Source organism: Enterobacter sp. 2VL (assembly GCF_005503595.1).
Lineage (GTDB): Bacteria > Pseudomonadota > Gammaproteobacteria > Enterobacterales > Enterobacteriaceae > Enterobacter > Enterobacter cancerogenus.
The window spans coordinates 1-25,043 of record NZ_SCNE01000016.1 but is presented as its reverse complement, the minus strand read 5'-3'; the positions used below and the strand labels follow the sequence as shown (position 1 = coordinate 25,043).

Sequence of the window (25,043 nt, the reverse complement as noted above, 5' to 3'; positions counted from 1 at the left end):
GCCGATGATAATAGACCTTGCCCCACTTTGAAACCGGTCTGGCGGCGTTTTTATTGTTCTGTATGACCCTGAGATCCCGAAAAAGTTTATGCTGCCAGCAGTTCTTTCGCGTTAGCGAGGGTGTTACGGGTGACCTCACTCCCGCCCAGCAGGCGCGCCAGCTCTTGTAAACGCGCGCGTTTGTCGAGAGGTTTCATGTGCGTTTCAGTCATTTCACCATCGGTTTCTTTACTGACGATAAAGTGATGATGACCACAACCCGCAACCTGCGGCAGGTGGGTAACACACATCACCTGCGTTGATTCGCCCAGTTGACGTAACAGTTTGCCCACGACGGCAGCCGTCGGGCCACTGATCCCCACGTCCACTTCATCGAAAATCAGCGCCGGGGTGTCCATCTTACGCGCGGTAATCACCTGGATGGCGAGCGCGATGCGCGACAGCTCACCGCCGGAGGCAACTTTCGAAATAGCCTGTAAAGGCTGACCAGGGTTCGTGGTCACGCGGAATTCAATGCGATCAGCACCTTCCGCCGTTAAGTGTGTCTCTTCGAAGCGAACGTCAATAGCGAACACACCGTGCGGCATTGCCAGCGTGCGCATGCTGTCGGTGATGTGCTGGCTCAACTCCTGTGCATAGTGCTGGCGAACGTCATGCAGCTGCTTAGCCGTTGCCAGCGCCTGCTGATGGTGCAGGTTCACCGCCAGGGATAAGGTCTCCAGCGAGTCGGCCTGATCGTCAAGCTGTTGTTGCTCTTCGAGCAGAGACTGATAGTAATCAGGTAACTCTTCCGCAGTGACATGATGTTTGCGCGCCAGCGAGATCTGACGGGAAATGCGTTGCTCAAGCTCGAACAGGCGATTCGGATCGAGTTCCAGGCGCTCGCAGTAATGGCGCAGCTCATCACTGGCTTCAGAGATCTGAATGGCCGCTTCTTCCAGCATATCCAGCACGCCGCCGAGCTTGCTATCCATGCCTGCCAGTTCTGTCAGCAGCTGACGCACGTTATACAATTGGCTCTGCAGGTTGACGTCTTCGCCATCTGCCAGCATGTTGAGCGCGTTTTGACTGGTTGAGAGCAGGTGACCGCTGTTGGCCAGACGCTTGTACTCTTCGTCGATTTGCTCAAACTCGCCCGGCTGCGGGTTGAATTCGTTCAGCTCTTTCAACTGGTATTCCAGCAGCTCGGCACGCGCGGCGCGTTCCTGGCTTTGCTGCTGATGCTGCGCAAGTTCCCGGCAGCTCTGGTGCCACTGACGATAGTGATCGGCCATCAGCTGAGTAAGTGCGTACTCACCTGCATAACCATCCAGCAGGGCTTTTTGTTGCTCAGGTTTGATGAGCTGCTGGTGAGCGTGCTGACCGTGGATCTGGATGAGCAACTGGCCGAGTTCGCGAAGCTGAGAAAGGGGGACCGCCGTACCGTTGATGAAGCCGCGTGAGCGACCATCGCTGCTTATTACGCGGCGAAGTAAACACTCACGTCCGTCTTCAAGCTGGTTTGCTTCCAGCCAGCGGAGTGCCGCCGGGGTGTCCTTCAGGGAAAAGCGCGCGCAGAGATCGGCACGGTTTGCACCTGTGCGAACCATATCACCTTCGGCACGGCTGCCGAGGCACAGGCCGAGGGCATCAATGGCAATGGATTTACCTGCACCGGTTTCGCCGGTGATCGCCGTCATGCCGCTATGAAAATCGATTTCAAGCTCACGAACAATGGCAAAGTTACTGATGGTCAGTTGTGCCAGCATAATTGTTTTCCTGTATGAAAAACCATAACTGTGTTTTCATACAGTATAAACTGGTTTTTTATACAGTAAAGTGCTGGATGCAAAATCAGAACAATTTTTTTGACCAGCCTAGCTTCGAGCTTAATGTGTTGAAATAGCTGTAGTCTTTTGGATGGATCAGGTTCAGGTGATAATCGCAGCGGCGAATGAGCACGTCTTCACCTTCCTGTATCGGCAGTGCAATCTGGCTGTCGCAGCTGATCTCCAGGTCGCTCCGGCGGTGTGAGAACCGCAGGCGGATGGTGCTATCGCCGTTGATGACCAGCGGGCGCGCAGAGAGCGTATGCGGGAACATCGGCACCAGCGTTATGGCATCCAGCGACGGAGTGAGGATCGGGCCTCCGGCTGAGAGAGAATAGGCCGTGGAGCCTGTCGGGGTAGAAATAATCAGGCCGTCAGAACGCTGGGAGAACGCGAAAATCTCGTCAATATAGACTTCGAATTCAATCATGTGCGCCACTTTTCCGGGGTGGAGAACCACTTCGTTAATGGCGGTGCTGATGCGTTTCTGGCAATCCTGCTGGCACACCTGAGCTTCCAGCAAAAAGCGTTTTTCGCTGATGTAGTGGCCTTCCAGTACGTCGGCAAGCTGCTGCTGGGCGTTGTCCGGGTCAAGGTCAGTTAAAAATCCCAGATTGCCTCGGTTGACTCCGATAACCTTGATGTCATAGCGGGCCAGGGTACGGGCCGCACCAAGCATATTGCCATCGCCGCCTACTACTACCGCCAGATCGGCCTGTTGACCAATCTCTGCCAGCGTGCCGGTTTTGACACCCTTGAGCTGCAACTCCTGGGCGATTTGCTGCTCAACCATCACCTCATAGCCCTTGCCACTCAGCCAGCGATACAACATTTCATGTGTCGTCAATGCGGTGGGGTGACGCGGATGCCCGACGATCCCAATACACCTGAAATGATTATTCATTTTCTGGAGGTCCTTGTGCCTGATGAATGATGACAATCTGTCTTGTTCCCTTGAATCCCGGAAACTGATCCCCATAATAAGCGAAGTTAGCGAGATGAATGCAGAAAAACGCGGAGAAATTCATGAGTAGTAAAGAACAGAAAACGCCTGAGGGGCAAGCCCCGGAAGAAATTATCACGGAACAGCACGACGAGGTTGAGGCCGTAGAGTCAGACGCGTCTGCTGATCAGGTGGACCCGCGCGATGAAAAAATTGCCAACCTGGAAACTCAGCTGGCAGAAGCGCAGAATCGCGAACGCGAAGCTGTACTGCGCATCAAAGCGGAAATGGAAAACCTGCGTCGTCGTACCGAGCTGGACGTTGAGAAAGCGCATAAGTTCGCGCTGGAGAAGTTTGTCAACGAACTGCTGCCGGTGATCGACAGTCTCGATCGCGCCCTGGAAGTGGCTGACAAGGCTAACCCGGACAACACGGCGATGATCGAAGGTATCGAACTGACGCTGAAATCCATGCTGGATGTGGTTCGCAAGTTCGGTGTGGAAGTGATTGCCGAAACCAACGTCGCGCTGGATCCAAACGTTCACCAGGCGATTGCTATGGTGGAATCTGACGACGTTCAGGCCGGTAACGTGCTTGGCGTGATGCAGAAAGGCTATACCCTGAACGGCCGTACCATTCGCGCAGCGATGGTGACCGTGGCGAAAGCGAAAGCGTAATTTGCCGACCCGTAGTGCCGGGTGGCGGCTTCGCCTTACCCGGCCTACAACATTACTCAGCGATACTTTCGCGTAAAGGCTTAACGGGCAGGACCTTCACCTGCTTAATCATGTTGTCCTGTACGTCCAGAATATCAATATCGTATTGATCGATGCGCACCCGCGTGCCCGCCGCCGGGATCTCCTCCAGTGCTTCCAGAATCATCCCGTTCATGGTGCGTGCTTCATCTTCCGGCAACTGCCAGTTAAAGGCTTTATTAAGCTCGCGAATGTTCGCGCTGCCATCAATCAGAACCGAGCCGTCGTTTTGTGGAGTGACTTCCTCTGCGAGAGAAGGTGACATGGAGGTCGTAAAGTCCCCGACGATCTCTTCCAGAATATCTTCAACCGTCACCAGACCCTGAATGTCGCCATATTCATCGACCACCAGACCCACTTTCTTTTTGTTACGCTGGAACTTCACCAACTGCGTGCTGAGCGGCGTGCCTTCCGGTACGTAGTAAATTTCGTCGGCGGCGCGCAGGAGCACCTCTTTGGTGAACTCTTTTTTCTCGGTCATCAGGCGATAGGCCTCACGCACGCGCAGCATGCTGATGGCGTCGTCCAGCGAGTCGCGATAAAGCACGATGCGGCCATGAGGAGAGTGCGTCAGCTGGCGGACGATGGCTTTCCAGTCGTCGTTAATATCGATTCCGACAATTTCGTTGCGCGGCACCATGATGTCGTCGACGCTGACCTTTTCCAGATCTAACACCGACAGGAGCATGTCCTGGTTGCGGCGCGAGATCTGCGAGCGGGATTCATTCACGATGGTGCGCAGTTCGTCTTTGCTGAGCGCACTGCTGATAGTGACATCCGCTTTTATGCCCACCATACGCATCAGCAGCCGGGTGACCATGTTGAGCAGCCAGACCAGCGGCATCATCAGGATTAGCAGCGGTGCCAGCAGGAAGCTGCTCGGGTAGGCGACTTTTTCAGGATAGAGCGCGGCGACGGTTTTGGGCAGCACTTCGGCAAACACCAGCACCACAAACGTCAGTACGCCGGTCGCAATGGCGACGCCCGCGTTGCCGTAAAGGCGCATCCCGACGATGGTGCCGAGCGCGGAGGCGAGAATATTGACCAGGTTATTGCCGATAAGCACCAGGCTAATCAGGCGGTCGGGTTTACGCAGCAACTTTTCTACACGACGTGCGGCACGGTTACCTTGCTTCGCGCGATGACGTAACCGATAACGGTTTAGCGTCATCATGCCGGTTTCCGAGCCAGAGAAATAGGCGGAGATGACCACCATGACGATCAGCGTGACGATCAGCGCGGTGGTAGAGATGTGTTCCAGGGGGAACTCCTTTATGACTTAACCAGCAAATTGCTGTATGAAGCGGCTGCCAAAATAGGCAAGAGTCAGAATGCCTGCACCCGCAACGTTGAACCAGACCACGCGGCGACCGCGCCAGCCTTCATGATAATGGCCCCATAACAGGACAATATAGACAAACCACGCGATGATGGAGAGAACGGCTTTATCGATATTCTCCACGCTGAACAGGTTTTTCATATAAAACAGGCCGGTACAGAGCGTGAGCGTGAGCAGAACAACGCCCACCTGCGTGATATGGAACATCTTACGCTCAATCACCATCAGCGGCGGCATTTCATGATTAAAGGCCAGCTTTTTGTTTTTCAGCTGGTAATCAATCCAGGCCAGCTGCATGGCATAGAGCGCGGCAATAATCAGGGTGGCATACGAGAATAGCGACAGGCCGATATGCACCAGCATTCCCGGCGTGGCTTCCAGATGAGTAATAAACTCGTTGGGCATAAAAGTGGCTAAGGCCAGATTGATCAGCGCAAAGGCGTAGATTATCGGCAGCAGCAGCCAGCCGCGATTTTTGGACGCCACGATGGTCATCACCGTACAGATCATCAGGCTTACCAGCGAGCCCACGTTCAGCACGCTCAGGTTTTGCACGCTGCCATCGCCGGGCAGGATACGTGATTCCAGCGCAAAGGCGTGGCTAATCAGTGCGATCACCGCCGAAAGAATGGCCATGCGCCGCCAGCCGCTGTTTTTTTGCAGCAGGCCAGGAATAATCAGCGCGAGGCTGACAGAGTAGGCAACAAGGGCGATCAGTGCGAAAACGGGCATATAGGCGTCGACAGTTGTCTTAATAAGAAAGAGAAGCAGTATAACGTTACGTGACGCCTGCTCCAACCGTTGCATAACAACAACGCTGCCTTCATGTTATACTCCGGCAAAATTCTGTGTATGTGTCGCTTATGCGACCCAACGTTTCTACCCAGGCGAGAGACAATGTTTGATAATTTAACCGATCGTTTGTCGCGCACGCTGCGCAACATCAGCGGCCGCGGACGCCTTACTGAAGAAAATGTTAAAGAGACGCTGCGCGAAGTCCGCATGGCGCTGCTCGAAGCCGACGTGGCGCTGCCGGTCGTGCGTGATTTCATCAACCGCGTGAAAGAGAAAGCGGTTGGGCATGAAGTTAACAAAAGCCTGACCCCGGGTCAGGAGTTCGTCAAAATTGTCCGTAACGAGCTGGTTGCGGCGATGGGCGAAGAGAACCAGGTGCTTAACCTGGCCGCTCAGCCACCGGCCGTGGTGCTGATGGCGGGCCTGCAGGGGGCGGGTAAAACAACCAGCGTCGGTAAGCTGGGTAAATTCCTGCGCGAGAAGCACAAGAAGAAAGTGCTGGTAGTCTCCGCAGACGTTTATCGCCCGGCGGCGATCAAACAGCTGGAAACGCTGGCCGAGCAGGTTGGCGTGGATTTCTTCCCGTCTGACGTCGCTCAGAAACCTGTCGACATCGTGAACGCGGCGCTGAAAGAAGCGAAGCTGAAGTTCTACGACGTGCTGCTGGTGGATACCGCCGGCCGTCTGCACGTTGACGAAGCGATGATGGACGAAATCAAGCAGGTTCATGCCTCTATCAACCCGGTAGAGACCCTGTTTGTTGTCGATGCCATGACCGGTCAGGATGCGGCGAATACCGCGAAAGCCTTCAACGAAGCGCTGCCGTTAACCGGTGTGGTGCTGACCAAAGTGGACGGTGACGCCCGCGGCGGTGCGGCGCTCTCTATTCGTCATATCACCGGTAAGCCGATCAAATTCCTCGGTGTTGGTGAAAAAACCGACGCGCTGGAGCCGTTCCACCCGGATCGTATTGCCTCCCGTATCCTCGGCATGGGCGACGTGCTGTCGCTGATCGAAGATATCGAGAGCAAAGTTGACCGCGCGCAGGCCGAGAAGCTGGCCAGCAAGCTGAAAAAAGGCGATGGGTTTGACCTCACCGACTTCCTTGAGCAGCTGCGCCAGATGAAAAACATGGGCGGCATGGCGAGCCTGATGGGCAAACTGCCAGGCATGGGCCAGATCCCGGACAACGTGAAGTCGCAGATGGATGACAAGGTGCTGGTGCGTATGGAGGCGATCATTAACTCAATGACGCTGAAAGAACGTGCGAAGCCAGAAATCATCAAAGGTTCGCGTAAACGCCGTATTGCCGCAGGTTGCGGTATGCAGGTGCAGGACGTAAACCGTCTTCTGAAACAGTTCGACGACATGCAGCGCATGATGAAGAAAATGAAGAAAGGCGGCATGGCGAAGATGATGCGCGGGATGAAGGGGATGATGCCCCCAGGATTCCCTGGCCGCTAATCGATTCTGGCCTGGCTTGTTTGCCATTTTGGCACCGGGGTGTGCTCGTCATCCTCACGTACTGCGTGTACGCTGCGGTGACTGCGCGCACGCCGGCACCAAACTGACTGCACCGCCGACGGCCTTTTACAGCAGAATATGAACTGCTGATTGCAATTTCCCCAGAAATCAGTAAAATTTTCGGGCTTTTAATATGACACCCGGGCTCCGTTCCTCGATGGGGCCCGGTTGTTTTATTCACACAAGAGGATGTTATGGTAACTATTCGTTTAGCTCGTCACGGCGCTAAAAAGCGTCCGTTCTACCAGGTTGTTGTAACCGACAGCCGTAATGCACGCAACGGTCGCTTCATCGAGCGCGTTGGTTTCTTCAACCCACTGGCCGCTGGTGCAGAAGAAGAAACTCGTCTGGATCTGGATCGTATCGCTCACTGGGTTGGCCAGGGCGCTACCGTTTCCGATCGCGTTGCTACGCTGATCAAAGCAGCAAACAAAGCAGCTTAATCTGTCACGGTGGTCATGATGAGCAATAAAGCACCTGTTGAACCGATCGTATTGGGAAAAATGGGTTCTTGCTACGGTATCCGTGGTTGGCTCAGAGTGTTTTCCTCCACTGAAGACGCTGATAGCATTTTTAATTACCAGCCCTGGTTTATTCAGAAGGCCGGTAAGTGGGAAGAGGTCGAGCTGGAAAGCTGGCGTCACCACAATCAGGACATCATCATCAAGCTGAAAGGCGTTGACGATCGTGATGCCGCGAATGCGCTGACTAATTGTGAAATTGTCGTGGATTCGTCGCAGTTGCCACAGCTGGAAGAGGGCGACTACTACTGGAAAGACCTTATGGGTTGCCAGGTGGTCACTACTGAAGGCTACAGCCTGGGGAAAGTCATCGATATGATGGAAACCGGGTCAAATGACGTTCTCGTCATTAAGGCAAACCTGAAAGATGCATTTGGCATCAAGGAGCGGTTGGTTCCGTTCCTCGATGGACAGGTTATCAAGAAAGTCGATCTCACTACTCAGACGATTGAAGTAGATTGGGATCCTGGTTTTTAAATTCTCCGGATAAACGGTAAAAGACGGCGCTATGTGGATTGGCATAATTAGCCTGTTTCCTGAAATGTTCCGCGCGATTACTGATTACGGGGTAACTGGCCGGGCAGTAAAGAATGGCCTGCTGAGCATCCAGAGCTGGAGTCCTCGTGACTTCACGCATGACCGGCACCGTACCGTGGACGATCGTCCTTACGGCGGCGGACCGGGGATGCTGATGATGGTGCAACCCTTACGGGACGCCATTCACACAGCAAAAGCCGCGGCGGGTGAAGGCGCAAAGGTGATTTATCTGTCACCTCAGGGACGCAAGCTTGATCAAGCGGGCGTGAGCGAACTGGCGACGAATCAAAAGCTGATTCTGGTCTGTGGTCGCTACGAAGGGATAGATGAGCGCGTAATTCAAACCGAGATTGACGAAGAATGGTCTATCGGCGATTACGTTCTCAGCGGTGGTGAGTTACCAGCAATGACGCTGATTGACTCCGTTGCCCGGTTCATTCCGGGTGTACTGGGCCATGAAGCATCGGCAACGGAAGATTCGTTTGCCGATGGATTACTGGACTGTCCACACTATACTCGTCCTGAAGTGTTAGAAGGGATGGACGTCCCGGCAGTATTACTGTCCGGAAACCATGCCGAGATACGTCGCTGGCGCTTGAAGCAGTCGCTGGGCCGCACCTGGCTTAGAAGACCTGAACTTCTGGAAAACCTGGCTCTGACTGAAGAGCAAGCAAAGTTGCTGGCCGAGTTCAAAACTGAACACGCGCACCAGCAACATGAACATGATGGGAAGGCGTAATACGCTCCCGAATATCAGTTTACCCAGGATAAGAGATTAAATTATGAGCAACATTATTAAGCAAATTGAACAAGAGCAGATGAAGCAGGACGTACCTTCCTTCCGTCCGGGTGATTCCGTGGAAGTGAAAGTATGGGTTGTTGAAGGTTCCAAAAAACGTCTGCAGGCATTCGAGGGCGTGGTTATCGCTATTCGTAACCGCGGTCTGCACTCTGCATTCACTGTTCGTAAAATTTCCAACGGCGAAGGCGTTGAGCGTGTCTTCCAGACTCACTCTCCGGTAGTTGACAGCATTGCTGTTAAACGTCGTGGTGCTGTACGTAAAGCTAAACTGTACTACCTGCGTGAGCGTACTGGTAAGTCTGCTCGTATTAAAGAGCGTCTGAACTAAGATTCGCTTAAGCGACATCCTGTTAAAGGGGCTGGCCGAAAGGCTGGCCCTTTTTTATTTCACCGCACTCCTCGCGTTAACTTTTTTGTGATAAATCGTTTACAATGCCTGCCTCTTTAACGGAGGGTAAGTGAATAACGTACTGCATCAGCATACCTGGAAACGCACAGCGGCATTGACCGCACTGTTCGCGATCCTGCTGATCGTCGTGGCACCGCTTATCTCCGTTGCGCTGCAAAAAGATCCCATGAGCGCCATGCCGGGCATGCACCATGATATGAGCATGATGTCGATGGATGAGCATCACGGCGACATGCAGCACTCGCTCCCCGTCGATCATGCCGAAGCGTGTGGCTATTGCGTGCTGATGGCGCATGTGCCGGGCATGATGCTGGCGCTGATCGTCCTGCTCGTTGCGCTAGTGCAACGGCTTCGCGTGAGGCCGCCACGGCAGGCGGTTAGCCACTGGCACTTTTTCCCCTGGCTCTATCCTGATACCCGCGCGCCGCCGCGTTGATCTGCTTTTTCCCTTTAAAAAACAAAATCGATAACTTTTTGCCTGAAAAAGGAAAAGTATGACAACCTGCACTCCGCGCGCGGCATGGGGAAACCTGCTGCGTCGACTTCATTTCTATGTCGGGCTATTTGTTGGTCCGTTTATCTTCTTCGCCGCGCTGACCGGCACGCTGTACGTGGCGACACCGCAGCTGGAAAATGCGCTCTACCGGCACGCGCTGCACACGGATAACATGGGTGAACCTCAGCCACTGGCGGCGCAAATTGCCGTGGCGGAAAACGTCGTGGGTAAAGAGCTGCGTTTGCACGCCGTTCGCCCGGGGCTGTCCGATGGCGACACTACCCGGGTGATGTTTGCCGACCCAACGCTTGGGCCATCAGAAAACCGGGCTGTCTTTATCGATCCGGTTAGCCTGGCGGTGCTGGGCGATATGACGGTGTACGGCACCAGCGGGATTTTGCCGCTGCGTCAGACCATTGATTATCTGCATACTTCGCTGATGCTGGGTGATGTTGGACGTCTCTACAGCGAGCTGGCAGCCTCATGGATGTGGATTGCCGCGCTCGGCGGTATCGCCCTGTGGTTTTTCACTCGCCCTAAGCGGCGCATTAACAACCGCTTCCAGAATCGTCGGCGTTTACATGTCACATTAGGCTGGATCCTGCTGGGCGGGATGTTGCTTTTTTCAGCTACCGGTCTGACATGGTCGCAACTGGCCGGGGGCAATGTGGATAAGCTGCGCGCTGGGATGAACTGGCTCACGCCGCAGGTAAACACTACCCTCACAGGCATGCCGGAAGTGCTGGATGAACATGCTGAGCACCACGGACACCATGCCGGAATGAAGATGCCTGAAATGGCGCTGGATCTGACGCTGTTTGATGGCGTTTTGCACTCTGCCCGCAAGGCCGGGATTGACGCCAGTAAGCTGGAGATCCGCCCGGCAAAAATGGCCGATCGGGCCTGGACGGTGACTGAAATCGATCGCCGCTGGCCGACCCAGGTGGACGCCGTTGCCGTTGATCCGCACTCAATGCAGGTTACGGACAGCACCCGCTTCGCCGACTTCCCGCTAATGGCAAAACTCACCCGCTGGGGAGTGGATTTCCACATGGGCATTCTGTTTGGTCTGGTGAATCAGCTGCTGCTTATCGCGTTTGGTACTGCGCTGTGCGTACTGATCCTCTGGGGATACCGGATGTGGTGGATGCGCCGTCCGGCAAACTCCGCGGTGAACCCGGTGCAAACGCTCTGTCAGAGCTGGCTGGCGTTGTCGGGATGGGGAAGGGGAGTGACGGTGATGATAAGCGTCCTGCTGGGGCTGGCGCTGCCGGTGATGGGCGTTAGTCTGGCTATCTTTATCGTCATCGACTGGCTGCGCTGGCGAGCGGCATCAGGCGTGTCGCTCGCTGAATCATCCGTTAAATAACCCTATGGCGTGCTGATGACCACCGCAACCCGGCGGTTTTCAGCACGCCCTTGTGGGGTACTGTTGCTGGCAACGGGATATTTTTTGCCGAGTCCCTGCGTGGTGAGATTGCCACGGGGGATATTTGCCCCTTTCGCCCAGGCGTCGGCAACGGCATTAGCGCGTTTTAACGAAAGTGCTTCGTTGTAGCTCTCTTCTCCGTAGTTATCCGTATGTCCGTCCATTCGCGCATGGTTTAAACCGGTCGCCGCAAGGCGGGAAGCCATGGTCCGGATTTGCGTTTCGCTTTCCGGGCGTAGTCTGGCATCGTTTTTATCAAACAGGATCTTATCTGACAGGCCCAGAGACCAGTCCCCGTTCAATTCATTGAAACCGTAGGACTGCATGGCGGCGATTTGCTCGGCGGTGAATTTCCCTTTTGGCGGGGCCTGACAGCCTGCCAGGACAAGTGATGCCATAAACAGGGGCGCGAGGTATCGCTTTAACATACCGTATTCCTTTCTAAGAGAGTGTTTTGGTTCGCTGGTTTTTCACCAGGTACATGTTGCGGTCGGCCTGCTCCAGTAATACCTCCACGGAGGCATTTTCCCACGCCAGAGCATAGCCAATGCTGAGTGACATTGATGCTGTGTGCCCGTTATGAACATCAAACGGACGAATGAACCGTTGCGCCAACGCAGCGCAAATGTGCTGAACCTCATTTTCTGAATGGACGCCGTACAGGATCATCGCAAATTCGTCTCCGCCAAGACGGTAAGACCGGTGACGCTTTTGCCCGAACTCGACCATTCTTTCGGCGACATCAATCAGCACGCCGTCGCCTGCGGCATGGCCCCAGGTGTCGTTAATATATTTGAAGTTGTCGCCATCCAGGAACAGCAGGGCGGAATGTGCCTTAGCGGATGCGTCATTCATCAGAGCGGCAATGCTGTTACGAAATGCCGCCCGGTTGGCAAGGCCTGTCAGGGGATCGTGCATGGCGGTACGCAGAAGCTGGGCATTCTTTGCCTGAAGCTTAAGCTGCCACTCTTCCATCTCATCCAGCAGGCTGTTGAAATCTTCACCGAACTGGTGAAACTCTTCGATACGCCCTTCCTTTACACGCCGCGAGAAATTGCGGTTGGTGCGCACATCATGAACGACATCGGTAATGTTTTGCATGGCGATGACCATGCCATGGTGTAACGAGCGCGTCAGGGTAAGGGCAACGGCAGAGGCTAAAAGAATGCAGCCAGTGAGAACCGCAAACGACATCCAGAGGAAATGGCCGATCAGGCTGTCGCGTGCGGTCAGGCGAATTTCGCCGATCTTGCTTCCGTTGTGCATAATTGGCTGTGAAACCGGATTGGGAAACAGCCAGCGACTGACCAGCGTGCCCAGGGTGTCGCTATTATCCTGCGGGTTCCAGGACCAGTATGCGAAGCGTTTCTCATGAACGTTGAGCACTTCCGCTGCGGCGAACTGCCCCTGCTTGCCAAGGGTGGTGAGGGTTTCATTTGCCGCCAATGAATCGTTGAAAACCAGGGAGGCTTCCAGATTGTGACTCATGGTCGCCCCTGTTAATTCGAGATTCTTTTGGGCGTATTCCTTTAATGTCACGACGGAAGCAAAGCTGAGTAACAACCATATAAACGTCATTGTTACTATTACGCTTATCATATTGATACGCCTCAGCGTTCTTTTAAACGTCGGACGTGATGCTGAAGTGAAATCCTTATTCATGCTTTGTATTCCGTGCAAGCATTAATACATCCGGATTGACTCTTACGCCACTGCGCGATAGCGCATCCAGATTGACGGAAAACCTAACCCGGCCACCTTCAAATATCAGACAAAAGGCGCTGCCAATAACGCATTCCGGGTTCTCCTCTGAAAGTAACAGCAATGCCCGGCCCTGATACTGGCTTATTAATTCAAGCTGCTTTGCCGGTGATTCCGAGCCGAAATAAATGGCGTCGCATGTTGCTGAGAGTGCTTCTTGATCGGTGCGTACAATGACGGGTGTATAAGGCAAAACGCTCTGCCCCTCATTCCGGGTGCTGAGCGCCTGGCTATAGCGCGAAGAGGCGTAAATACAGAGCACAGGCTGGCCTGCGAGGGCTGGCCAGCGGGTGTAACTGACGATACCCGATACAATAGAACGAACCGATTTATCCGTTTCTGTTAAGGCGACTGCGGCTGCCTGACCCATAAAAAGAAGCAACAGGAGCGCCAGAGTGAGCCGTGATAAAGAGATCAAGAATGATTTTCTCATCAGAATCCGCCATATCGCTCAGGGGCCAGATGCCTTAACAACGTGATGGCAGAATAACGTCGTTTAATATAGCCGTCATTATGTCAGAAAATTCCTGCTGTGCTGTAGGTAAAATCTTACAGTTGCATTTCTTGTGAATGCTGAATAATCAATTAAGCCGACTGCTTTTAATGCTGTCATCCATTCCTTTTTGCCACGCCTTGTGCAGCTTCAGGGCGTTTTCTGTGCCTTCACAGCTGGCCGGAAATGATTTACCCGCTAATCCCCAGGCGTGAATAAATTCTTCTTCACAGACTCTTTTTTGACCATCGGCGTAGCCGCGCAGATAGGCATGTCGATCGACATGCCGATCGTTAAGGTTATCGGCCAGCGTCGCGTTATCTTTAGCAGGCAGGCCGTTCATGGCGTCCTCTTTTCCTGCGGTAAACCAGTCAGGGCTTGTCCAGTCGGGTTGAAAGGTGTACGGGTCAATCTGGCAGCCTGCCAGACATAGCATCAATAGTGCAGACGCGATTGCACGCATAGTGATTCTCCTTTTTTTATCAGCATAGCGTGACAAATCAATCAAGGGTGTAATTTTAAGTTTACGATTTTGACGCCTGATTTTGCCATTAAATGGCTTTTGTAAACTTATCTGTACGTATTTTGGATTGAATTCTTTACTCATTGTGGTATCGTTGCTTCACCTCTTAGAGGAAACCACTATCGCAAACGAGCTTTACAGGACTGCCATCATGCAAAAAGACGCGCTGAATAACGTACACATTACCGACGAACAGATTTTGATTACTCCGGATCAGCTGAAAGCGGAGTTTCCGCTGAGCGCGGCACAAGAGGCTCAAATTGAGCACTCTCGCCAGACCATCTCTGACATCATTGCAGGTCGCGATCCGCGCCTGCTGGTGGTCTGTGGCCCTTGCTCTATTCACGATCCTGAAGCCGCCATTGAGTACGCTCGTCGGTTTAAAACATTAGCGGAGGAGGTCAGCGATAGCCTCTATCTGGTGATGCGCGTCTATTTTGAAAAGCCACGTACGACCGTTGGCTGGAAAGGGTTGATCAACGACCCGCACATGGATGGCTCGTTTGATGTGGAAGCAGGCCTGAAGATAGCGCGCAGCCTGCTGGTGGAGCTGGTCAGCATGGGGCTGCCGCTGGCAACCGAAGCGCTGGATCCGAACAGCCCGCAATACCTTGGCGATCTGTTTAGCTGGTCTGCGATTGGTGCACGCACCACGGAATCACAAACTCACCGTGAGATGGCCTCTGGCCTCTCTATGCCGGTTGGCTTTAAAAACGGTACCGACGGCAGCCTGGCGACGGCAATCAACGCAATGCGCGCCGCTGCGATGCCACACCGCTTTGTTGGAATCAACCAGGCAGGGCAGGTTTGCCTGCTGCAAACCCAGGGCAACCCGGATGGACATGTGATCCTGCGCGGCGGTAAAGCACCTAACTACAGCCCGGCGGACGTGGCACAGTGTGAAAAAGAGATGGAACAGGCGGGACTGCGCCCGGCTCTGATGGTAGATTGCAGCCATGGTAATTCCAATAAAGATTACCGTCGACAGCCTGCGGTGGCGGAGTCTGTGATCGCGCAGATCAAAGATGGCAACCGTTCTATTATCGGTCTGATGATTGAAAGTAATATTCATGAAGGTAATCAGTCATCAGAACAACCGCGCAGCGCAATGAAGCATGGCGTATCCGTGACGGATGCCTGCATCAGCTGGGAAACCACCGATGCGCTGCTGCGTGAGATCCATAAAGATTTAAGCGGCCAGCTGTCGACGCGTCTGGTTTAAGAGGTTAGTTATGGTTGCTGAATTGACCGCGTTACGCGATCAAATAGATGAAGTGGACAAGGCGCTGCTGGAACTGCTGGCGCGCCGTATGGCGCTGGTTGCCGAGGTAGGTGAAGTTAAAAGCCAGTACGGCTTGCCGATTTATGTCCCGGAGCGCGAAGCGTCAATGCTGGCCTCCCGCCGTAAAGAAGCACAGGCGTTGGGCGTCTCGCCTGATTTAATTGAAGACGTTCTGCGCCGCGTTATGCGCGAATCCTATTCCAGCGAAAACGACAAAGGCTTCAAGACGCTCTGCCCATCGCTACGACCGGTGGTGATTGTGGGCGGCGGCGGGCAGATGGGCCGACTGTTTGAGAAAATGCTGACGCTTTCGGGCTATCAGGTGCGCATTCTGGAAAAAGAAGACTGGGCGCGCGCGCCGGAGCTGACCGTCGATGCGGGGATGGTTATCGTTAGCGTGCCTATCCACGTAACGGAGCAGATCGTTGGGAAACTTCCTCCGTTGCCGGACGACTGTATCCTGGTTGATCTGGCCTCGGTCAAAAATGGTCCGCTACAGGCGATGCTGGCAGCGCACAGTGGCCCTGTTCTTGGGCTGCACCCGATGTTTGGCCCGGACAGTGGCAGCCTGGCAAAACAGGTAGTGGTGTACTGCGATGGCCGCCAGCCAGAAGCCTATCAGTGGTTCCTGGAACAGATTCAGGTGTGGGGCGCGCGTTTGCATCGCATCAGCGCCGTGGAGCACGACCAGAACATGGCGTTTATCCAGGCGCTGCGCCACTTTGCGACCTTTGCCTACGGGCTGCACCTGGCAGAAGAGAACGTTCAGCTTGAACAACTGCTTGCGCTCTCTTCGCCGATCTATCGTCTGGAGCTTGCGATGGTCGGGCGGCTGTTTGCGCAGGATCCGCAGTTGTATGCCGACATTATTATGTCATCGGAGAATAACCTCGCGCTGATCAAACGCTACTACCGGCGTTTTGGTGAAGCCATCACCTTGCTGGAGCACGGCGATAAGCAGGCGTTCATCGACAGCTTCCGTAAGGTTGAGCACTGGTTCGGTGATTATGCGACGCGGTTCCAGAGCGAAAGCCGCACGCTGTTGCGACAGGCAAATGACAGTCGCCAGTAATGCGATGATGTATATACTGAAAGCCAGCAATGCTGGCTTTTTTCATTTTGGGGAACTGTCATGTCCGAACCACAGCTGCTGTTAAATTACACCGGCCACCTGCCGGAATGCCCGACGTGGAGCGAGGAAGAGCAGGCGCTATACTGGGCGGATATTCTCGAAGGCGAGATCCACCGCTTTCATATCGCCACTGCGGAACATACCGTACTTTCGTTTCACGAAGAGGTGGGCTGTTTTGCCCTGCGTGAAAACGGCGGTTTCATTGTCGCGATGCGTAACGCCATCTGGCTGACCGACAAGCATGGTCTGCTCCGGCAAAAGGTCTGCGATAACCCCTCTAACCCGCAGTTGGCGCGTTTTAATGATGGGGGCACCGACAGTGCAGGGCGTTTTTACGCGGGCACCTTTTGGGGGCCAGGCGACTACAACGGTGCCATGCTGATGCGCATTGCTAACGACCTGACGCCTAAAGTCATCCAGTGGGACATCCAGGGACACAACGGCCTGGCGTTTACTCAGGATAAAAAATGGATGTTTACCTCCGACACGCCAAACGGCGTGATTTACCGAACGCCGCTGGACGAGCAGGGTGAGCCGGGTCAACGTGAAGTATTTCGTCGCTTTAAAGAGGGTGAGGGCATACCTGATGGTGCGGCGACGGACATTGAAGGCTGTTACTGGAGCGCGTTGTTTGACGGCTGGCGTATCGCGCGGTTTTCGCCCCAGGGTGAGCAGCTTGAAGAATATCGGCTGCCGGTGCGCTGCCCGACGATGGTCTGTTTTGGTGGAGAGGATATGAAAACGTTGTTTATCACCACCACGCGGGAAAATATGGACGAGGAAGAGCTGGCGAAATATCCGCTCTCGGGGGCGATCTTCACCCTGCCCGTCAGCGTGGCAGGTGTGAAGAAAAGCCAGTTTATCGAACGTTAAGCCGGGTCGACCGGCACTACGTTTTCGCTCGGATAGCAGCCCAAGACTTTCATGGAACGCGTGATCTTGCCAAGCTCACGCAGGGCCTTCTGCATGGATGCAGACTCCAGGTTGGCCTGGATATCAAGATAAAACATCTCTTCCCACGGGTTGCCGTTAATTGGGCGGGACTCCAGCCGGGTCATGATCAGATTGTGATTACGCAGAACCAGCAGGGCTTCAACCAGCGCGCCCGCCTGTTGCCCGGTCGCCATCAGCAGGGTGGTTTTAGCGGGGACCTGCTCTGACACATCGATCGCCTTGCGTGCCAGCACCACGAAGCGGGTGATATTTTGCGTCTGGTTAGCCAGATTTCGCTCCAGCACCTGCAGGCCATACAGCGCACCGCCTGCTTCACTGCCGAGGGCGGCAACGGACGGGGAATTGACCTGAGCGACCTTTTCCATCGCCGCTGATGTGCTTTCGGTGTACTCGATTTTCCAGTGTGGATAGCGGTTCAGGAACTGGCTGCACTGCTGGAAAGGTTGCGGATGGCTGTAGACCGTCTCAATTTTATTCAAATCCGTCGAGCCGGAGACCAGCACGCAGTGGTCAATTGGGATCGTGAGCTCGCCAACCAGAGACAGGGTGGTGTGTTGCAGCAGGTCGTACACGTCGTTAATCGCGCCGGAACTGGTGTTCTCAATGGGGACGACGGCGTAATCCGCCTGGCCGGTTTCAACCTGATTGAAAATGTCGGCAAACTTCGCGCAGCCGCTTTCGATAAACTCTTCGAAATGGCGGGCCGCATACTGACGTGCCGCCAGATGTGAGTAAGAGCCTTTTGGCCCCAGAAACGCGATACGCGCGGAGTGTGGATTGGTCTTGTTCAGATGCTGTTGCAGCAGCGCCTGCTGGGTCAGAACAGAATCTTCAATGATGAGCTGGAACAGGCGGGTAATGTAATGCGCATCCAGATGATGCGCTTTGCCGAGGTGGATCAGACGTTCAAGCAGATCGCGCTCGCGGTCGATATCGCGCACGGGGCGGTGTGAATCCAGCTTGGCTTTGCCAACTTCCACTGCCAGAGTGCGTCGCTCGGCCAGCAGAGCCAGTAATTTTTCGTCGAGCGCGCTGATCTTTACGCGCAGGTCCAGTAACGGGTTTTCCGGTGTCATAGTGTTGTCTGTCTCATTTATCGTTATCAATAAAAAAGGCCTCCCGGTTGGGAGGCCTTGTTGTTCGTCTTCGCATTCTTTATCACACGACGAAACGCCTCCCAATCAGGGGAAGGTAAAAAAGAATGCGAAGAAAAACGGCGTATGTTTCATAGGGTCATCCTGAAATTGATACCGTTAAAGTACCCGTACTGTTTTCATCCTGTCAATAAAAAACGCGCCCGAAGGCGCGTTGGCGGTACACTCAATTTAAAGGATTACTCTTCTTCAACTTCTTCCGCGAAGCTGGCGTCTTTCACCGATGTTGCGGCGCGACGGGCTTCACCTTTGTGTTGCACTTTATTGAGCTGCCGTTCCAGCTTGTTGATCAAATCGTTGATAGCGGTGTACATATCCTCATGCTTCGCGCTGGCGACCAGATGGCCGTTTGGAGTATTGATAGTTGCGTCAGCGATGAAACCCTGCGGCTCCTTAGACAGAATGATATGTGGGTTAATCAAATGTGTTTGCCATTTATCCAGTTTGGCGAGACGGTCTGCGACGTGCTGGCGAATTGCCGGAGTAATTTCCATTTGTTTACTGGTAATGTTCATTGGCATAAATTTTACCTCTTGTCTTTCCGTCTTGGTGATTCCAGCATACCTCTTCGAATGTCAAATTGTGTGATCTAAATCACGTATTTTTGTCACTTTTTGTCAACCGTATTATTTTGTGAGGCAGGGCAGGAAGAGGCGAGATTTACCTTGTCGAAGTCAGGAATTACGGTCATAGTTGACGGGTTGTGTTGAATCCAACGCGCTTCAGACGTAAACGAAAATGAATAAAAAAACGGCAGCCCCAGGGCTGCCGTTTTGCGTTTGAACCTGTATCAGGTATTGCTGCTGTTTGCGGCGATGATTTTAGCCACTTTTTCAGCCTGCCCGGTCATTTGCATCTGGCGGTAAGCGTTCTCCATCAGCTTCAGGCCATCACGTGTAGCCTGCGTGTCCGGATAGTCGCGCAGCATGCCTTCGACACGGTTAACCACCGCAACCCAGGCGCCACGGCGAGTGTAGTATTCCGCCACAGAGTATTCGTATTTAGCCAGACGGTCTTTCAGGAACACCAGACGTTTGGTGGCATCAGTGATGTACTGACTGTTCGGATAACCGCGCACCAGTTTTGAGAAGTCGTTGAAGGCGTCACGCGCGTGCTGCGGGTCACGGTCAGAGCGATCCACGCCGAAGAAGCCCTGCAATGCACTGTCATCCAGCGCCATATTAGTCAGGCCACGCATGTACATGACATAATCGATGTTAGGATGAGTTGGATTCAAACGCATGAAGCGATCGATGGTGGCCTGAGCCAGCGGCAGATCGGCATTTTTGTAATAGGCGTAGATGAGATCTAACTGTACCTGCTGCGAATACGGGCCAAACGGATAGCGATTATCCAGCGCTTCCAGTTGCGTTATCGCCTGTTTCCAGTTACCGTCCTGCAGTTTTTGTTGTGCAGTCGCATAGATTTCATTCGGCGGATTGTCAGGGACCTGTTCATTTGAACCGGAGCAGCCCACCAAAGCCAGGCTCAACGTGGCCGCTGCCACCAGATATTTCATGCGCGTCATGACGTTTTGACTTTCCTCAAATGTTTGTCCGGGAGAATCTCTGTTCCTGCTCCCGATTAAGACCAGCTACAATAGCACACTATATTAAACGGCAAAGCCGTAAAACCCAACGTTAAACGAAGAAGCAGTTTATGGCACAACGAGTAGAACTCACCGCAACAGTCTCCGAAAATCAGCTCGGTCAACGCTTAGATCAAGCTTTGGCCGAATTGTTCCCTGATTATTCGCGTTCACGCATAAAAGAATGGATCCTTGACCAGCGCGTGCTGGTAAACGGCAAGATCTGGGACAAGCCAAAAGAGAAAGTGTTTGGTGGAGAAGCTGTCGCCATCAACGTTGAAATTGAAGAAGACGTCCGCTTCGAACCGCAGGATATCCCGCTGGACATCGTCTATGAAGATGACGACATTCTGGTGATCAATAAGCCGCGTGGGCTGGTTGTTCATCCGGGTGCTGGCAACCCTGACGGCACGGTGCTTAATGCGCTTCTCCATTATTATCCGCCAATCATCGACGTTCCTCGCGCCGGGATTGTTCACCGTCTGGATAAGGAAACAACGGGATTAATGGTGGTGGCAAAAACCATCCCGGCCCAGACCCATCTGGTTGAATCCCTGCAGCTGCGCGAAATTACGCGTGAATATGAAGCGGTAGCGATTGGTCATATGACGTCTGGCGGCACGGTTGACGAGCCGATTAGCCGTCACCCAACAAAGCGCACCCATATGTCCGTTCATCCGATGGGTAAACCGGCGGTAACGCATTACCGCATCATGGAACATTTCCGCATTCATACGCGCCTGCGTCTGCGTCTGGAAACGGGGCGTACGCACCAGATCCGTGTCCATATGGCGCACATTACTCATCCGCTGGTGGGTGACCCGGTCTACGGTGGTCGTCCGCGTCCGCCAAAGGGCGCATCCGAGGAATTTATCAGCGTACTGCGTAAATTTGACCGCCAGGCGCTGCACGCCACAATGCTGCGTCTTTACCATCCTGTCACTGGCATTCAAATGGAGTGGCATGCGCCTATCCCACAGGATATGGTGGAACTTATCGACGCGATGCGTGCAGATTTTGAAGAACATAAGGATCACGTGGACTGGTTATGACCAAACTGATTGTTCCGGAGTGGCCGTTGCCTGAAGGCGTGGCTGCCTGTAGTTCGACCCGTATCGGTGGCGTCAGCCAGGGGCCGTGGGCGTCGTTGAACCTCGGTGCCCATTGTGGCGACAGCCCGGAGCATGTCGAAGAGAACCGCAATCGTCTGTTTGCTGCGGGGAATTTGCCTTCGAAACCGGTCTGGCTGGAGCAGGTTCACGGTACGGGCGTTCTGAAGTTAACAGGGGAACCCTATGCTTCAAAACGCGCCGATGCCTCTTACAGCAATACTCCAGGAACAGTCTGTGCCGTTATGACGGCCGATTGCCTGCCCGTTCTGTTTTGTAACCGTGCGGGTACAGAGGTCGCGGCTGCGCATGCGGGCTGGCGTGGCCTGTGTCAGGGGGTGCTGGAAGAGACCGTCGCCTGTTTCGAAGATAACCCTGCTAATATCCTTGCCTGGCTCGGTCCGGCAATCGGCCCACGCGCGTTTGAAGTTGGGCCTGAAGTTCGCGAAGCGTTTATGGAGAAAGATCCGCAGGCGGTCGAGGCGTTTACGCCCGTGGGCGATAAATATCTGGCCGATATTTATCAGCTTGCACGCCAGCGCCTGAATAATATCGGGGTAACGCAGATCTTCGGCGGCGATCGCTGTACGGTCACCGAAACGGGTGATTTTTTCTCCTGGCGTCGTGACAAGACGACGGGGCGTATGGCAAGTTTCATTTGGCTGATATAACCTAAAGAATCAAGACGATCCGGTACGCGCCGTTTTCTTTTCACATAATTCAGGTCATTAACCTTGAATAATTGAGGGATGACCTCATTTAATCTCCAGTAGCAAATTTGACCTGTTATGGGAGGAGTTATGCGTCTGGATCGTCTTACTAATAAATTCCAGCTTGCTCTCGCCGATGCCCAGTCTCTCGCACTCGGGCACGACAACCAATTCATCGAACCTCTTCATTTAATGAGCGCCTTACTGAATCAGGAAGGGGGATCGGTACGTCCATTATTAACCTCAGCTGGCATTAATGCTGGCCAGTTACGCACGGCAATTGATCAGGCGTTGAGCCGTTTACCGCAGGTCGAAGGGACCGGTGGTGACGTACAGCCTTCACAGGATTTGGTGCGAGTGCTGAACCTTTGCGACAAGCTGGCGCAAAAACGTGGGGACAACTTTATTTCGTCAGAGCTGTTTGTTCTGGCGGCGCTTGAATCACGCGGGACGTTGACCGACCTGTTGAAATCTGCCGGCGCAACCACCGCCAACGTGACTCAGGCGATTGAGACAATGCGCGGAGGTGAAAGCGTGAACGATCAGGGAGCCGAAGACCAACGTCAGGCTTTGAAAAAATTTACGGTCGATCTGACCGAGCGTGCTGAGCAGGGCAAACTGGACCCGGTTATCGGCCGTGATGAAGAAATTCGCCGTACCATCCAGGTTCTGCAGCGCCGTACCAAAAACAACCCGGTGCTGATCGGTGAGCCGGGTGTCGGTAAAACCGCCATCGTTGAAGGGCTGGCGCAGCGTATCGTGAATGGCGAAGTGCCGGAAGGGCTGAAGGGCCGCCGCGTACTGGCGCTGGATATGGGTGCGCTGGTGGCCGGTGCGAAGTACCGCGGTGAGTTCGAAGAACGTCTGAAAGGCGTGCTTAACGATCTGGCGAAGCAGGAAGGTAACGTCATTCTGTTTATCGACGAACTGCACACCATGGTGGGTGCCGGTAAGGCCGACGGTGCGATGGATGCCGGGAACATGCTGAAACCTGCGCTGGCGCGCGGTGAACTTCACTGCGTGGGCGCGACCACGCTTGATGAGTATCGCCAGTACATTGAGAAAGATGCCGCGCTGGAACGTCGCTTCCAGAAAGTATTTGTGGCTGAGCCAAGCGTCGAAGACACCATCGCAATCCTGCGTGGTCTGAAAGAGCGTTATGAGCTGCACCACCATGTGCAGATCACTGACCCGGCCATCGTGGCGGCGGCGACGCTTTCGCATCGTTATATAGCTGACCGTCAGTTGCCGGATAAAGCGATTGACCTTATCGATGAAGCGGCGTCCAGCATCCGTATGCAGATTGACTCGAAACCGGAAGAACTGGACCGACTCGATCGCCGAATTATTCAGCTCAAGCTGGAGCAGCAGGCGCTGAAGAAAGAGTCTGATGAGGCCAGCAAGAAACGTCTGGATATGCTCAACGAGGAGCTGGACGAGAAAGAGCGCCAGTATTCAGAGTTAGAAGAAGAGTGGAAAGCGGAGAAAGCTTCACTCTCCGGTACGCAGACAATCAAGGCGGAACTGGAACAGGCGAAAATCGCTATTGAGCAGGCGCGTCGCGTCGGCGATCTTGCGCGGATGTCTGAACTGCAGTACGGCAAAATCCCTGAGCTTGAAAAACAGCTTGAGATTGCTACGCAGTCCGAAGGCAAAACGATGCGTCTGTTACGTAATAAAGTGACGGATGCGGAGATTGCCGAAGTGCTTGCGCGCTGGACGGGTATTCCGGTCGCTCGCATGCTGGAGAGCGAACGCGAAAAACTGCTCCGCATGGAACAGGATCTGCATCATCGCGTTATTGGTCAAAACGAGGCGGTTGAAGCGGTCTCGAATGCCATTCGTCGTAGCCGCGCGGGGTTATCCGATCCGAATCGTCCAATCGGCTCGTTCCTGTTCCTGGGGCCGACCGGTGTGGGTAAAACCGAGCTGTGTAAGGCGTTGGCGAACTTTATGTTCGATAGCGATGACGCAATGGTTCGTATCGATATGTCCGAGTTTATGGAGAAACACTCCGTCTCGCGTCTGGTCGGTGCGCCTCCGGGATACGTGGGTTATGAAGAAGGGGGCTATCTGACGGAAGCGGTGCGTCGTCGTCCTTACTCCGTGATCCTGCTGGATGAAGTGGAAAAAGCGCACCCGGATGTCTTCAACATCCTGCTGCAGGTTCTGGACGATGGTCGTCTTACAGACGGGCAGGGGAGAACGGTCGATTTCCGCAACACGGTGGTCATCATGACCTCGAACCTGGGTTCAGATTTGATTCAGGAACGCTTTGGCGAACTGGATTACGGTCATATGAAAGAGCTGGTGATGGGCGTGGTGAGCCATAGCTTCCGTCCGGAATTCATCAACCGTATTGATGAAGTGGTTGTGTTCCATCCTCTGGGTGAGAAACATATTGCTTCGATTGCGCAGATCCAGCTGCAGCGTCTGTACAAACGTCTGGAAGAGCGTGGATATGAAATTCACATCTCCGACGATGCGCTGAAACTGCTGAGCGAGAATGGGTACGATCCGGTATACGGGGCGCGTCCGTTGAAACGTGCTATCCAGCAGCAGATTGAAAACCCGCTGGCACAGCAGATACTGTCAGGCGAGTTGATTCCGGGTAAAGCTATCCGCCTGGAAGCCAACGAAGACCGAATTGTGGCAGTGCAGTAAGTCACAAAACGCAAAAACGGGCCGCTTGCGGCTCGTTTTTGTTTAAAAACCAGGCAAGAATGAAGATCTGAGATGTGTTTTGCCTGGAAAGTGAGCAGTCAGTAAATAATTTTCACTTTGCACTTGCAGCCTCAGAATAACTCCCTATAATGCGCCTCCACTGACACGGAACAACGGCACACACGCCGCCGGGTTAGCAGAAAAAAGCGAAATTAAAGCTTGACTCTGAGGCGGGAAAGCGTAATATGCACACCCCGCGCCGCTGAGAAAAGCGAAGCGGCACTGCTCTTTAACAATTTATCAGACAATCTGTGT

General features: G+C 53.9%; 26 protein-coding genes and 1 other annotated feature. Of the genes, 14 read left to right on the top strand and 12 right to left on the bottom strand.

Annotated features, from left to right (window positions below; genetic code table 11):
• Positions 1-86: 86 nt before the first annotated feature.
• Both recN and nadK read right to left on the bottom strand, forming a co-directional pair.
• Positions 87-1,748: a DNA repair protein RecN gene (gene recN / locus FFS28_RS21310; RefSeq protein WP_137903890.1), complete on the bottom strand. Its 1,662-nt coding sequence runs from the start codon at positions 1,746-1,748 to the stop codon at positions 87-89.
• Between the two features lie 85 nt (positions 1,749-1,833).
• Positions 1,834-2,712, bottom strand: a complete 879-nt coding sequence (gene nadK / locus FFS28_RS21305; RefSeq protein WP_137903889.1) for an NAD(+) kinase — start codon at positions 2,710-2,712, stop codon at positions 1,834-1,836.
• 122 nt (positions 2,713-2,834) lie between these two features.
• On the opposite strand from nadK, the gene grpE reads away from it, so the two are divergent.
• Positions 2,835-3,428 carry a nucleotide exchange factor GrpE gene (gene grpE / locus FFS28_RS21300; protein WP_042321711.1) on the top strand — a complete coding sequence of 198 codons (594 nt, stop codon included), beginning with the start codon at positions 2,835-2,837 and terminating at the stop codon, positions 3,426-3,428.
• Between the two features lie 52 nt (positions 3,429-3,480).
• Here the strand turns inward: grpE and FFS28_RS21295 are convergent, their stop codons facing one another.
• Positions 3,481-4,767, bottom strand: a complete 1,287-nt coding sequence (locus tag FFS28_RS21295) for an HlyC/CorC family transporter (protein ID WP_042321706.1) — start codon at positions 4,765-4,767, stop codon at positions 3,481-3,483.
• A gap of 18 nt (positions 4,768-4,785) precedes the next feature.
• A complete protein-coding gene (locus FFS28_RS21290; protein ID WP_042322262.1) occupies positions 4,786-5,577 on the bottom strand; it encodes a cytochrome C assembly family protein in 792 nt (263 codons plus the stop codon).
• A 165-nt stretch (positions 5,578-5,742) separates the two neighbouring features.
• Here FFS28_RS21290 and ffh point away from each other — a divergent pair, with 165 nt between their 5' ends.
• The 7 genes from ffh to FFS28_RS21255 all read left to right on the top strand — a co-directional run bounded on the left by ffh (position 5,743) and on the right by FFS28_RS21255 (position 11,298).
• Positions 5,743-7,104 (top strand): signal recognition particle protein, encoded by a 1,362-nt coding sequence (gene ffh / locus FFS28_RS21285; protein WP_006178054.1) that lies wholly within the window; start codon positions 5,743-5,745, stop codon positions 7,102-7,104.
• 254 nt (positions 7,105-7,358) lie between these two features.
• Positions 7,359-7,607, top strand: a complete 249-nt coding sequence (gene rpsP / locus FFS28_RS21280; protein ID WP_003863133.1) for a 30S ribosomal protein S16 — start codon at positions 7,359-7,361, stop codon at positions 7,605-7,607.
• 15 nt (positions 7,608-7,622) lie between these two features.
• Positions 7,623-8,162 (top strand): ribosome maturation factor RimM, encoded by a 540-nt coding sequence (gene rimM, locus FFS28_RS21275; RefSeq protein ID WP_006178053.1) that lies wholly within the window; start codon positions 7,623-7,625, stop codon positions 8,160-8,162.
• Positions 8,163-8,193: 31 nt separating this feature from the next.
• Positions 8,194-8,961, top strand: a complete 768-nt coding sequence (gene trmD / locus FFS28_RS21270; protein ID WP_006178052.1) for a tRNA (guanosine(37)-N1)-methyltransferase TrmD — start codon at positions 8,194-8,196, stop codon at positions 8,959-8,961.
• A 43-nt stretch (positions 8,962-9,004) separates the two neighbouring features.
• Positions 9,005-9,352: a 50S ribosomal protein L19 gene (gene rplS, locus FFS28_RS21265; protein WP_041146788.1), complete on the top strand. Its 348-nt coding sequence runs from the start codon at positions 9,005-9,007 to the stop codon at positions 9,350-9,352.
• 130 nt (positions 9,353-9,482) lie between these two features.
• Complete coding sequence (locus FFS28_RS21260) at positions 9,483-9,869, top strand: DUF2946 domain-containing protein (protein WP_137903888.1); 387 nt, start codon at positions 9,483-9,485, stop codon at positions 9,867-9,869.
• A gap of 58 nt (positions 9,870-9,927) precedes the next feature.
• Entirely contained in the window at positions 9,928-11,298 is a 1,371-nt protein-coding gene (locus tag FFS28_RS21255) for a PepSY-associated TM helix domain-containing protein (protein ID WP_137903887.1), read from the top strand.
• Between the two features lie 2 nt (positions 11,299-11,300).
• Here the strand turns inward: FFS28_RS21255 and FFS28_RS21250 are convergent, their stop codons facing one another.
• The 4 genes from FFS28_RS21250 to FFS28_RS21235 all read right to left on the bottom strand — a co-directional run bounded on the left by FFS28_RS21250 (position 11,301) and on the right by FFS28_RS21235 (position 14,075).
• Positions 11,301-11,786: an OmpA family protein gene (locus FFS28_RS21250; protein ID WP_006178048.1), complete on the bottom strand. Its 486-nt coding sequence runs from the start codon at positions 11,784-11,786 to the stop codon at positions 11,301-11,303.
• A gap of 13 nt (positions 11,787-11,799) precedes the next feature.
• A complete protein-coding gene (gene dgcN / locus FFS28_RS21245; RefSeq protein WP_137903886.1) occupies positions 11,800-13,020 on the bottom strand; it encodes a diguanylate cyclase DgcN/YfiN in 1,221 nt (406 codons plus the stop codon).
• Positions 13,013-13,552 carry a regulatory sequestration protein YfiR gene (gene yfiR, locus FFS28_RS21240; RefSeq protein ID WP_137903885.1) on the bottom strand — a complete coding sequence of 180 codons (540 nt, stop codon included), beginning with the start codon at positions 13,550-13,552 and terminating at the stop codon, positions 13,013-13,015. Before yfiR ends, dgcN begins: the two co-directional genes overlap by 8 nt.
• 148 nt (positions 13,553-13,700) lie before the next feature.
• Positions 13,701-14,075, bottom strand: a complete 375-nt coding sequence (locus tag FFS28_RS21235; RefSeq protein ID WP_137903897.1) for a DUF2799 domain-containing protein — start codon at positions 14,073-14,075, stop codon at positions 13,701-13,703.
• Positions 14,076-14,286: 211 nt separating this feature from the next.
• On the opposite strand from FFS28_RS21235, the gene aroF reads away from it, so the two are divergent.
• From aroF to FFS28_RS21220, 3 genes are read left to right on the top strand one after another with little or no spacing between them, the layout of a single operon-like run.
• Positions 14,287-15,357, top strand: a complete 1,071-nt coding sequence (gene aroF, locus FFS28_RS21230; protein ID WP_137903884.1) for a 3-deoxy-7-phosphoheptulonate synthase AroF — start codon at positions 14,287-14,289, stop codon at positions 15,355-15,357.
• A gap of 10 nt (positions 15,358-15,367) precedes the next feature.
• Positions 15,368-16,489: a bifunctional chorismate mutase/prephenate dehydrogenase gene (gene tyrA, locus FFS28_RS21225; RefSeq protein ID WP_006178043.1), complete on the top strand. Its 1,122-nt coding sequence runs from the start codon at positions 15,368-15,370 to the stop codon at positions 16,487-16,489.
• Between the two features lie 60 nt (positions 16,490-16,549).
• Positions 16,550-17,422, top strand: a complete 873-nt coding sequence (locus FFS28_RS21220) for an SMP-30/gluconolactonase/LRE family protein (protein ID WP_137903883.1) — start codon at positions 16,550-16,552, stop codon at positions 17,420-17,422.
• On the opposite strand, the gene pheA is transcribed toward FFS28_RS21220, so the two are convergent.
• The 4 genes from pheA to bamD all read right to left on the bottom strand — a co-directional run bounded on the left by pheA (position 17,419) and on the right by bamD (position 20,185).
• The gene (gene pheA, locus FFS28_RS21215; RefSeq protein WP_137903882.1) at positions 17,419-18,579 is read right to left on the bottom strand and encodes a bifunctional chorismate mutase/prephenate dehydratase; all 1,161 of its coding nucleotides are present in this window, start codon (positions 18,577-18,579) and stop codon (positions 17,419-17,421) included. The genes FFS28_RS21220 and pheA overlap by 4 nt on opposite strands.
• Before the next feature lie 29 nt (positions 18,580-18,608).
• Positions 18,609-18,733 (bottom strand) — a sequence feature (Phe leader region).
• Positions 18,685-18,732 carry a pheA operon leader peptide PheL gene (gene pheL / locus FFS28_RS21210; protein WP_001386991.1) on the bottom strand — a complete coding sequence of 16 codons (48 nt, stop codon included), beginning with the start codon at positions 18,730-18,732 and terminating at the stop codon, positions 18,685-18,687. Its footprint overlaps the feature before it by 48 nt.
• A 103-nt stretch (positions 18,734-18,836) precedes the next feature.
• Positions 18,837-19,178, bottom strand: coding sequence for a ribosome-associated translation inhibitor RaiA (gene raiA, locus FFS28_RS21205; protein ID WP_137903881.1), 342 nt, complete (start codon positions 19,176-19,178; stop codon positions 18,837-18,839).
• A gap of 269 nt (positions 19,179-19,447) precedes the next feature.
• Positions 19,448-20,185, bottom strand: a complete 738-nt coding sequence (gene bamD / locus FFS28_RS21200) for an outer membrane protein assembly factor BamD (protein WP_006178039.1) — start codon at positions 20,183-20,185, stop codon at positions 19,448-19,450.
• Positions 20,186-20,316: 131 nt separating this feature from the next.
• On the opposite strand from bamD, the gene rluD reads away from it, so the two are divergent.
• The 3 genes from rluD (at position 20,317) to clpB (ending at position 24,728) form a co-directional block, all read left to right on the top strand.
• Positions 20,317-21,297 carry a 23S rRNA pseudouridine(1911/1915/1917) synthase RluD gene (gene rluD, locus FFS28_RS21195; RefSeq protein WP_137903880.1) on the top strand — a complete coding sequence of 327 codons (981 nt, stop codon included), beginning with the start codon at positions 20,317-20,319 and terminating at the stop codon, positions 21,295-21,297.
• On the top strand, positions 21,294-22,025 hold the full coding sequence (gene yfiH, locus FFS28_RS21190) for a purine nucleoside phosphorylase YfiH (RefSeq protein WP_137903879.1): 732 nt from the start codon (positions 21,294-21,296) through the stop codon (positions 22,023-22,025). The genes rluD and yfiH overlap by 4 nt, the downstream gene beginning before the upstream one ends.
• Positions 22,026-22,154: 129 nt before the next feature.
• Complete coding sequence (clpB, locus tag FFS28_RS21185) at positions 22,155-24,728, top strand: ATP-dependent chaperone ClpB (RefSeq protein WP_058608431.1); 2,574 nt, start codon at positions 22,155-22,157, stop codon at positions 24,726-24,728.
• The last annotated feature ends 315 nt before the right edge of the window (positions 24,729-25,043 follow it).

Bases quoted from the DNA above. Each gene is read 5' to 3' on its own strand.
- pheA (WP_137903882.1), bottom strand. From the start codon at position 18,579: ATGACACCGGAAAACCCGTTACTGGACCTGCGCGTAAAGATCAGCGCG.
- trmD (WP_006178052.1), top strand. From the start codon at position 8,194: ATGTGGATTGGCATAATTAGCCTGTTTCCTGAAATGTTCCGCGCGATT.
- FFS28_RS21290 (WP_042322262.1), bottom strand. From the start codon at position 5,577: ATGCCCGTTTTCGCACTGATCGCCCTTGTTGCCTACTCTGTCAGCCTC.
- clpB (WP_058608431.1), top strand. From the start codon at position 22,155: ATGCGTCTGGATCGTCTTACTAATAAATTCCAGCTTGCTCTCGCCGAT.
- grpE (WP_042321711.1), top strand. From the start codon at position 2,835: ATGAGTAGTAAAGAACAGAAAACGCCTGAGGGGCAAGCCCCGGAAGAA.
- rplS (WP_041146788.1), top strand. From the start codon at position 9,005: ATGAGCAACATTATTAAGCAAATTGAACAAGAGCAGATGAAGCAGGAC.
- FFS28_RS21255 (WP_137903887.1), top strand. From the start codon at position 9,928: ATGACAACCTGCACTCCGCGCGCGGCATGGGGAAACCTGCTGCGTCGA.
- rimM (WP_006178053.1), top strand. From the start codon at position 7,623: ATGATGAGCAATAAAGCACCTGTTGAACCGATCGTATTGGGAAAAATG.
- yfiH (WP_137903879.1), top strand. From the start codon at position 21,294: ATGACCAAACTGATTGTTCCGGAGTGGCCGTTGCCTGAAGGCGTGGCT.
- rluD (WP_137903880.1), top strand. From the start codon at position 20,317: ATGGCACAACGAGTAGAACTCACCGCAACAGTCTCCGAAAATCAGCTC.
- rpsP (WP_003863133.1), top strand. From the start codon at position 7,359: ATGGTAACTATTCGTTTAGCTCGTCACGGCGCTAAAAAGCGTCCGTTC.
- aroF (WP_137903884.1), top strand. From the start codon at position 14,287: ATGCAAAAAGACGCGCTGAATAACGTACACATTACCGACGAACAGATT.
- FFS28_RS21235 (WP_137903897.1), bottom strand. From the start codon at position 14,075: ATGCGTGCAATCGCGTCTGCACTATTGATGCTATGTCTGGCAGGCTGC.
- nadK (WP_137903889.1), bottom strand. From the start codon at position 2,712: ATGAATAATCATTTCAGGTGTATTGGGATCGTCGGGCATCCGCGTCAC.
- FFS28_RS21220 (WP_137903883.1), top strand. From the start codon at position 16,550: ATGTCCGAACCACAGCTGCTGTTAAATTACACCGGCCACCTGCCGGAA.
- ffh (WP_006178054.1), top strand. From the start codon at position 5,743: ATGTTTGATAATTTAACCGATCGTTTGTCGCGCACGCTGCGCAACATC.
- dgcN (WP_137903886.1), bottom strand. From the start codon at position 13,020: ATGAATAAGGATTTCACTTCAGCATCACGTCCGACGTTTAAAAGAACG.
- yfiR (WP_137903885.1), bottom strand. From the start codon at position 13,552: ATGAGAAAATCATTCTTGATCTCTTTATCACGGCTCACTCTGGCGCTC.
- FFS28_RS21250 (WP_006178048.1), bottom strand. From the start codon at position 11,786: ATGTTAAAGCGATACCTCGCGCCCCTGTTTATGGCATCACTTGTCCTG.
- recN (WP_137903890.1), bottom strand. From the start codon at position 1,748: ATGCTGGCACAACTGACCATCAGTAACTTTGCCATTGTTCGTGAGCTT.
- bamD (WP_006178039.1), bottom strand. From the start codon at position 20,185: ATGACGCGCATGAAATATCTGGTGGCAGCGGCCACGTTGAGCCTGGCT.
- raiA (WP_137903881.1), bottom strand. From the start codon at position 19,178: ATGCCAATGAACATTACCAGTAAACAAATGGAAATTACTCCGGCAATT.
- tyrA (WP_006178043.1), top strand. From the start codon at position 15,368: ATGGTTGCTGAATTGACCGCGTTACGCGATCAAATAGATGAAGTGGAC.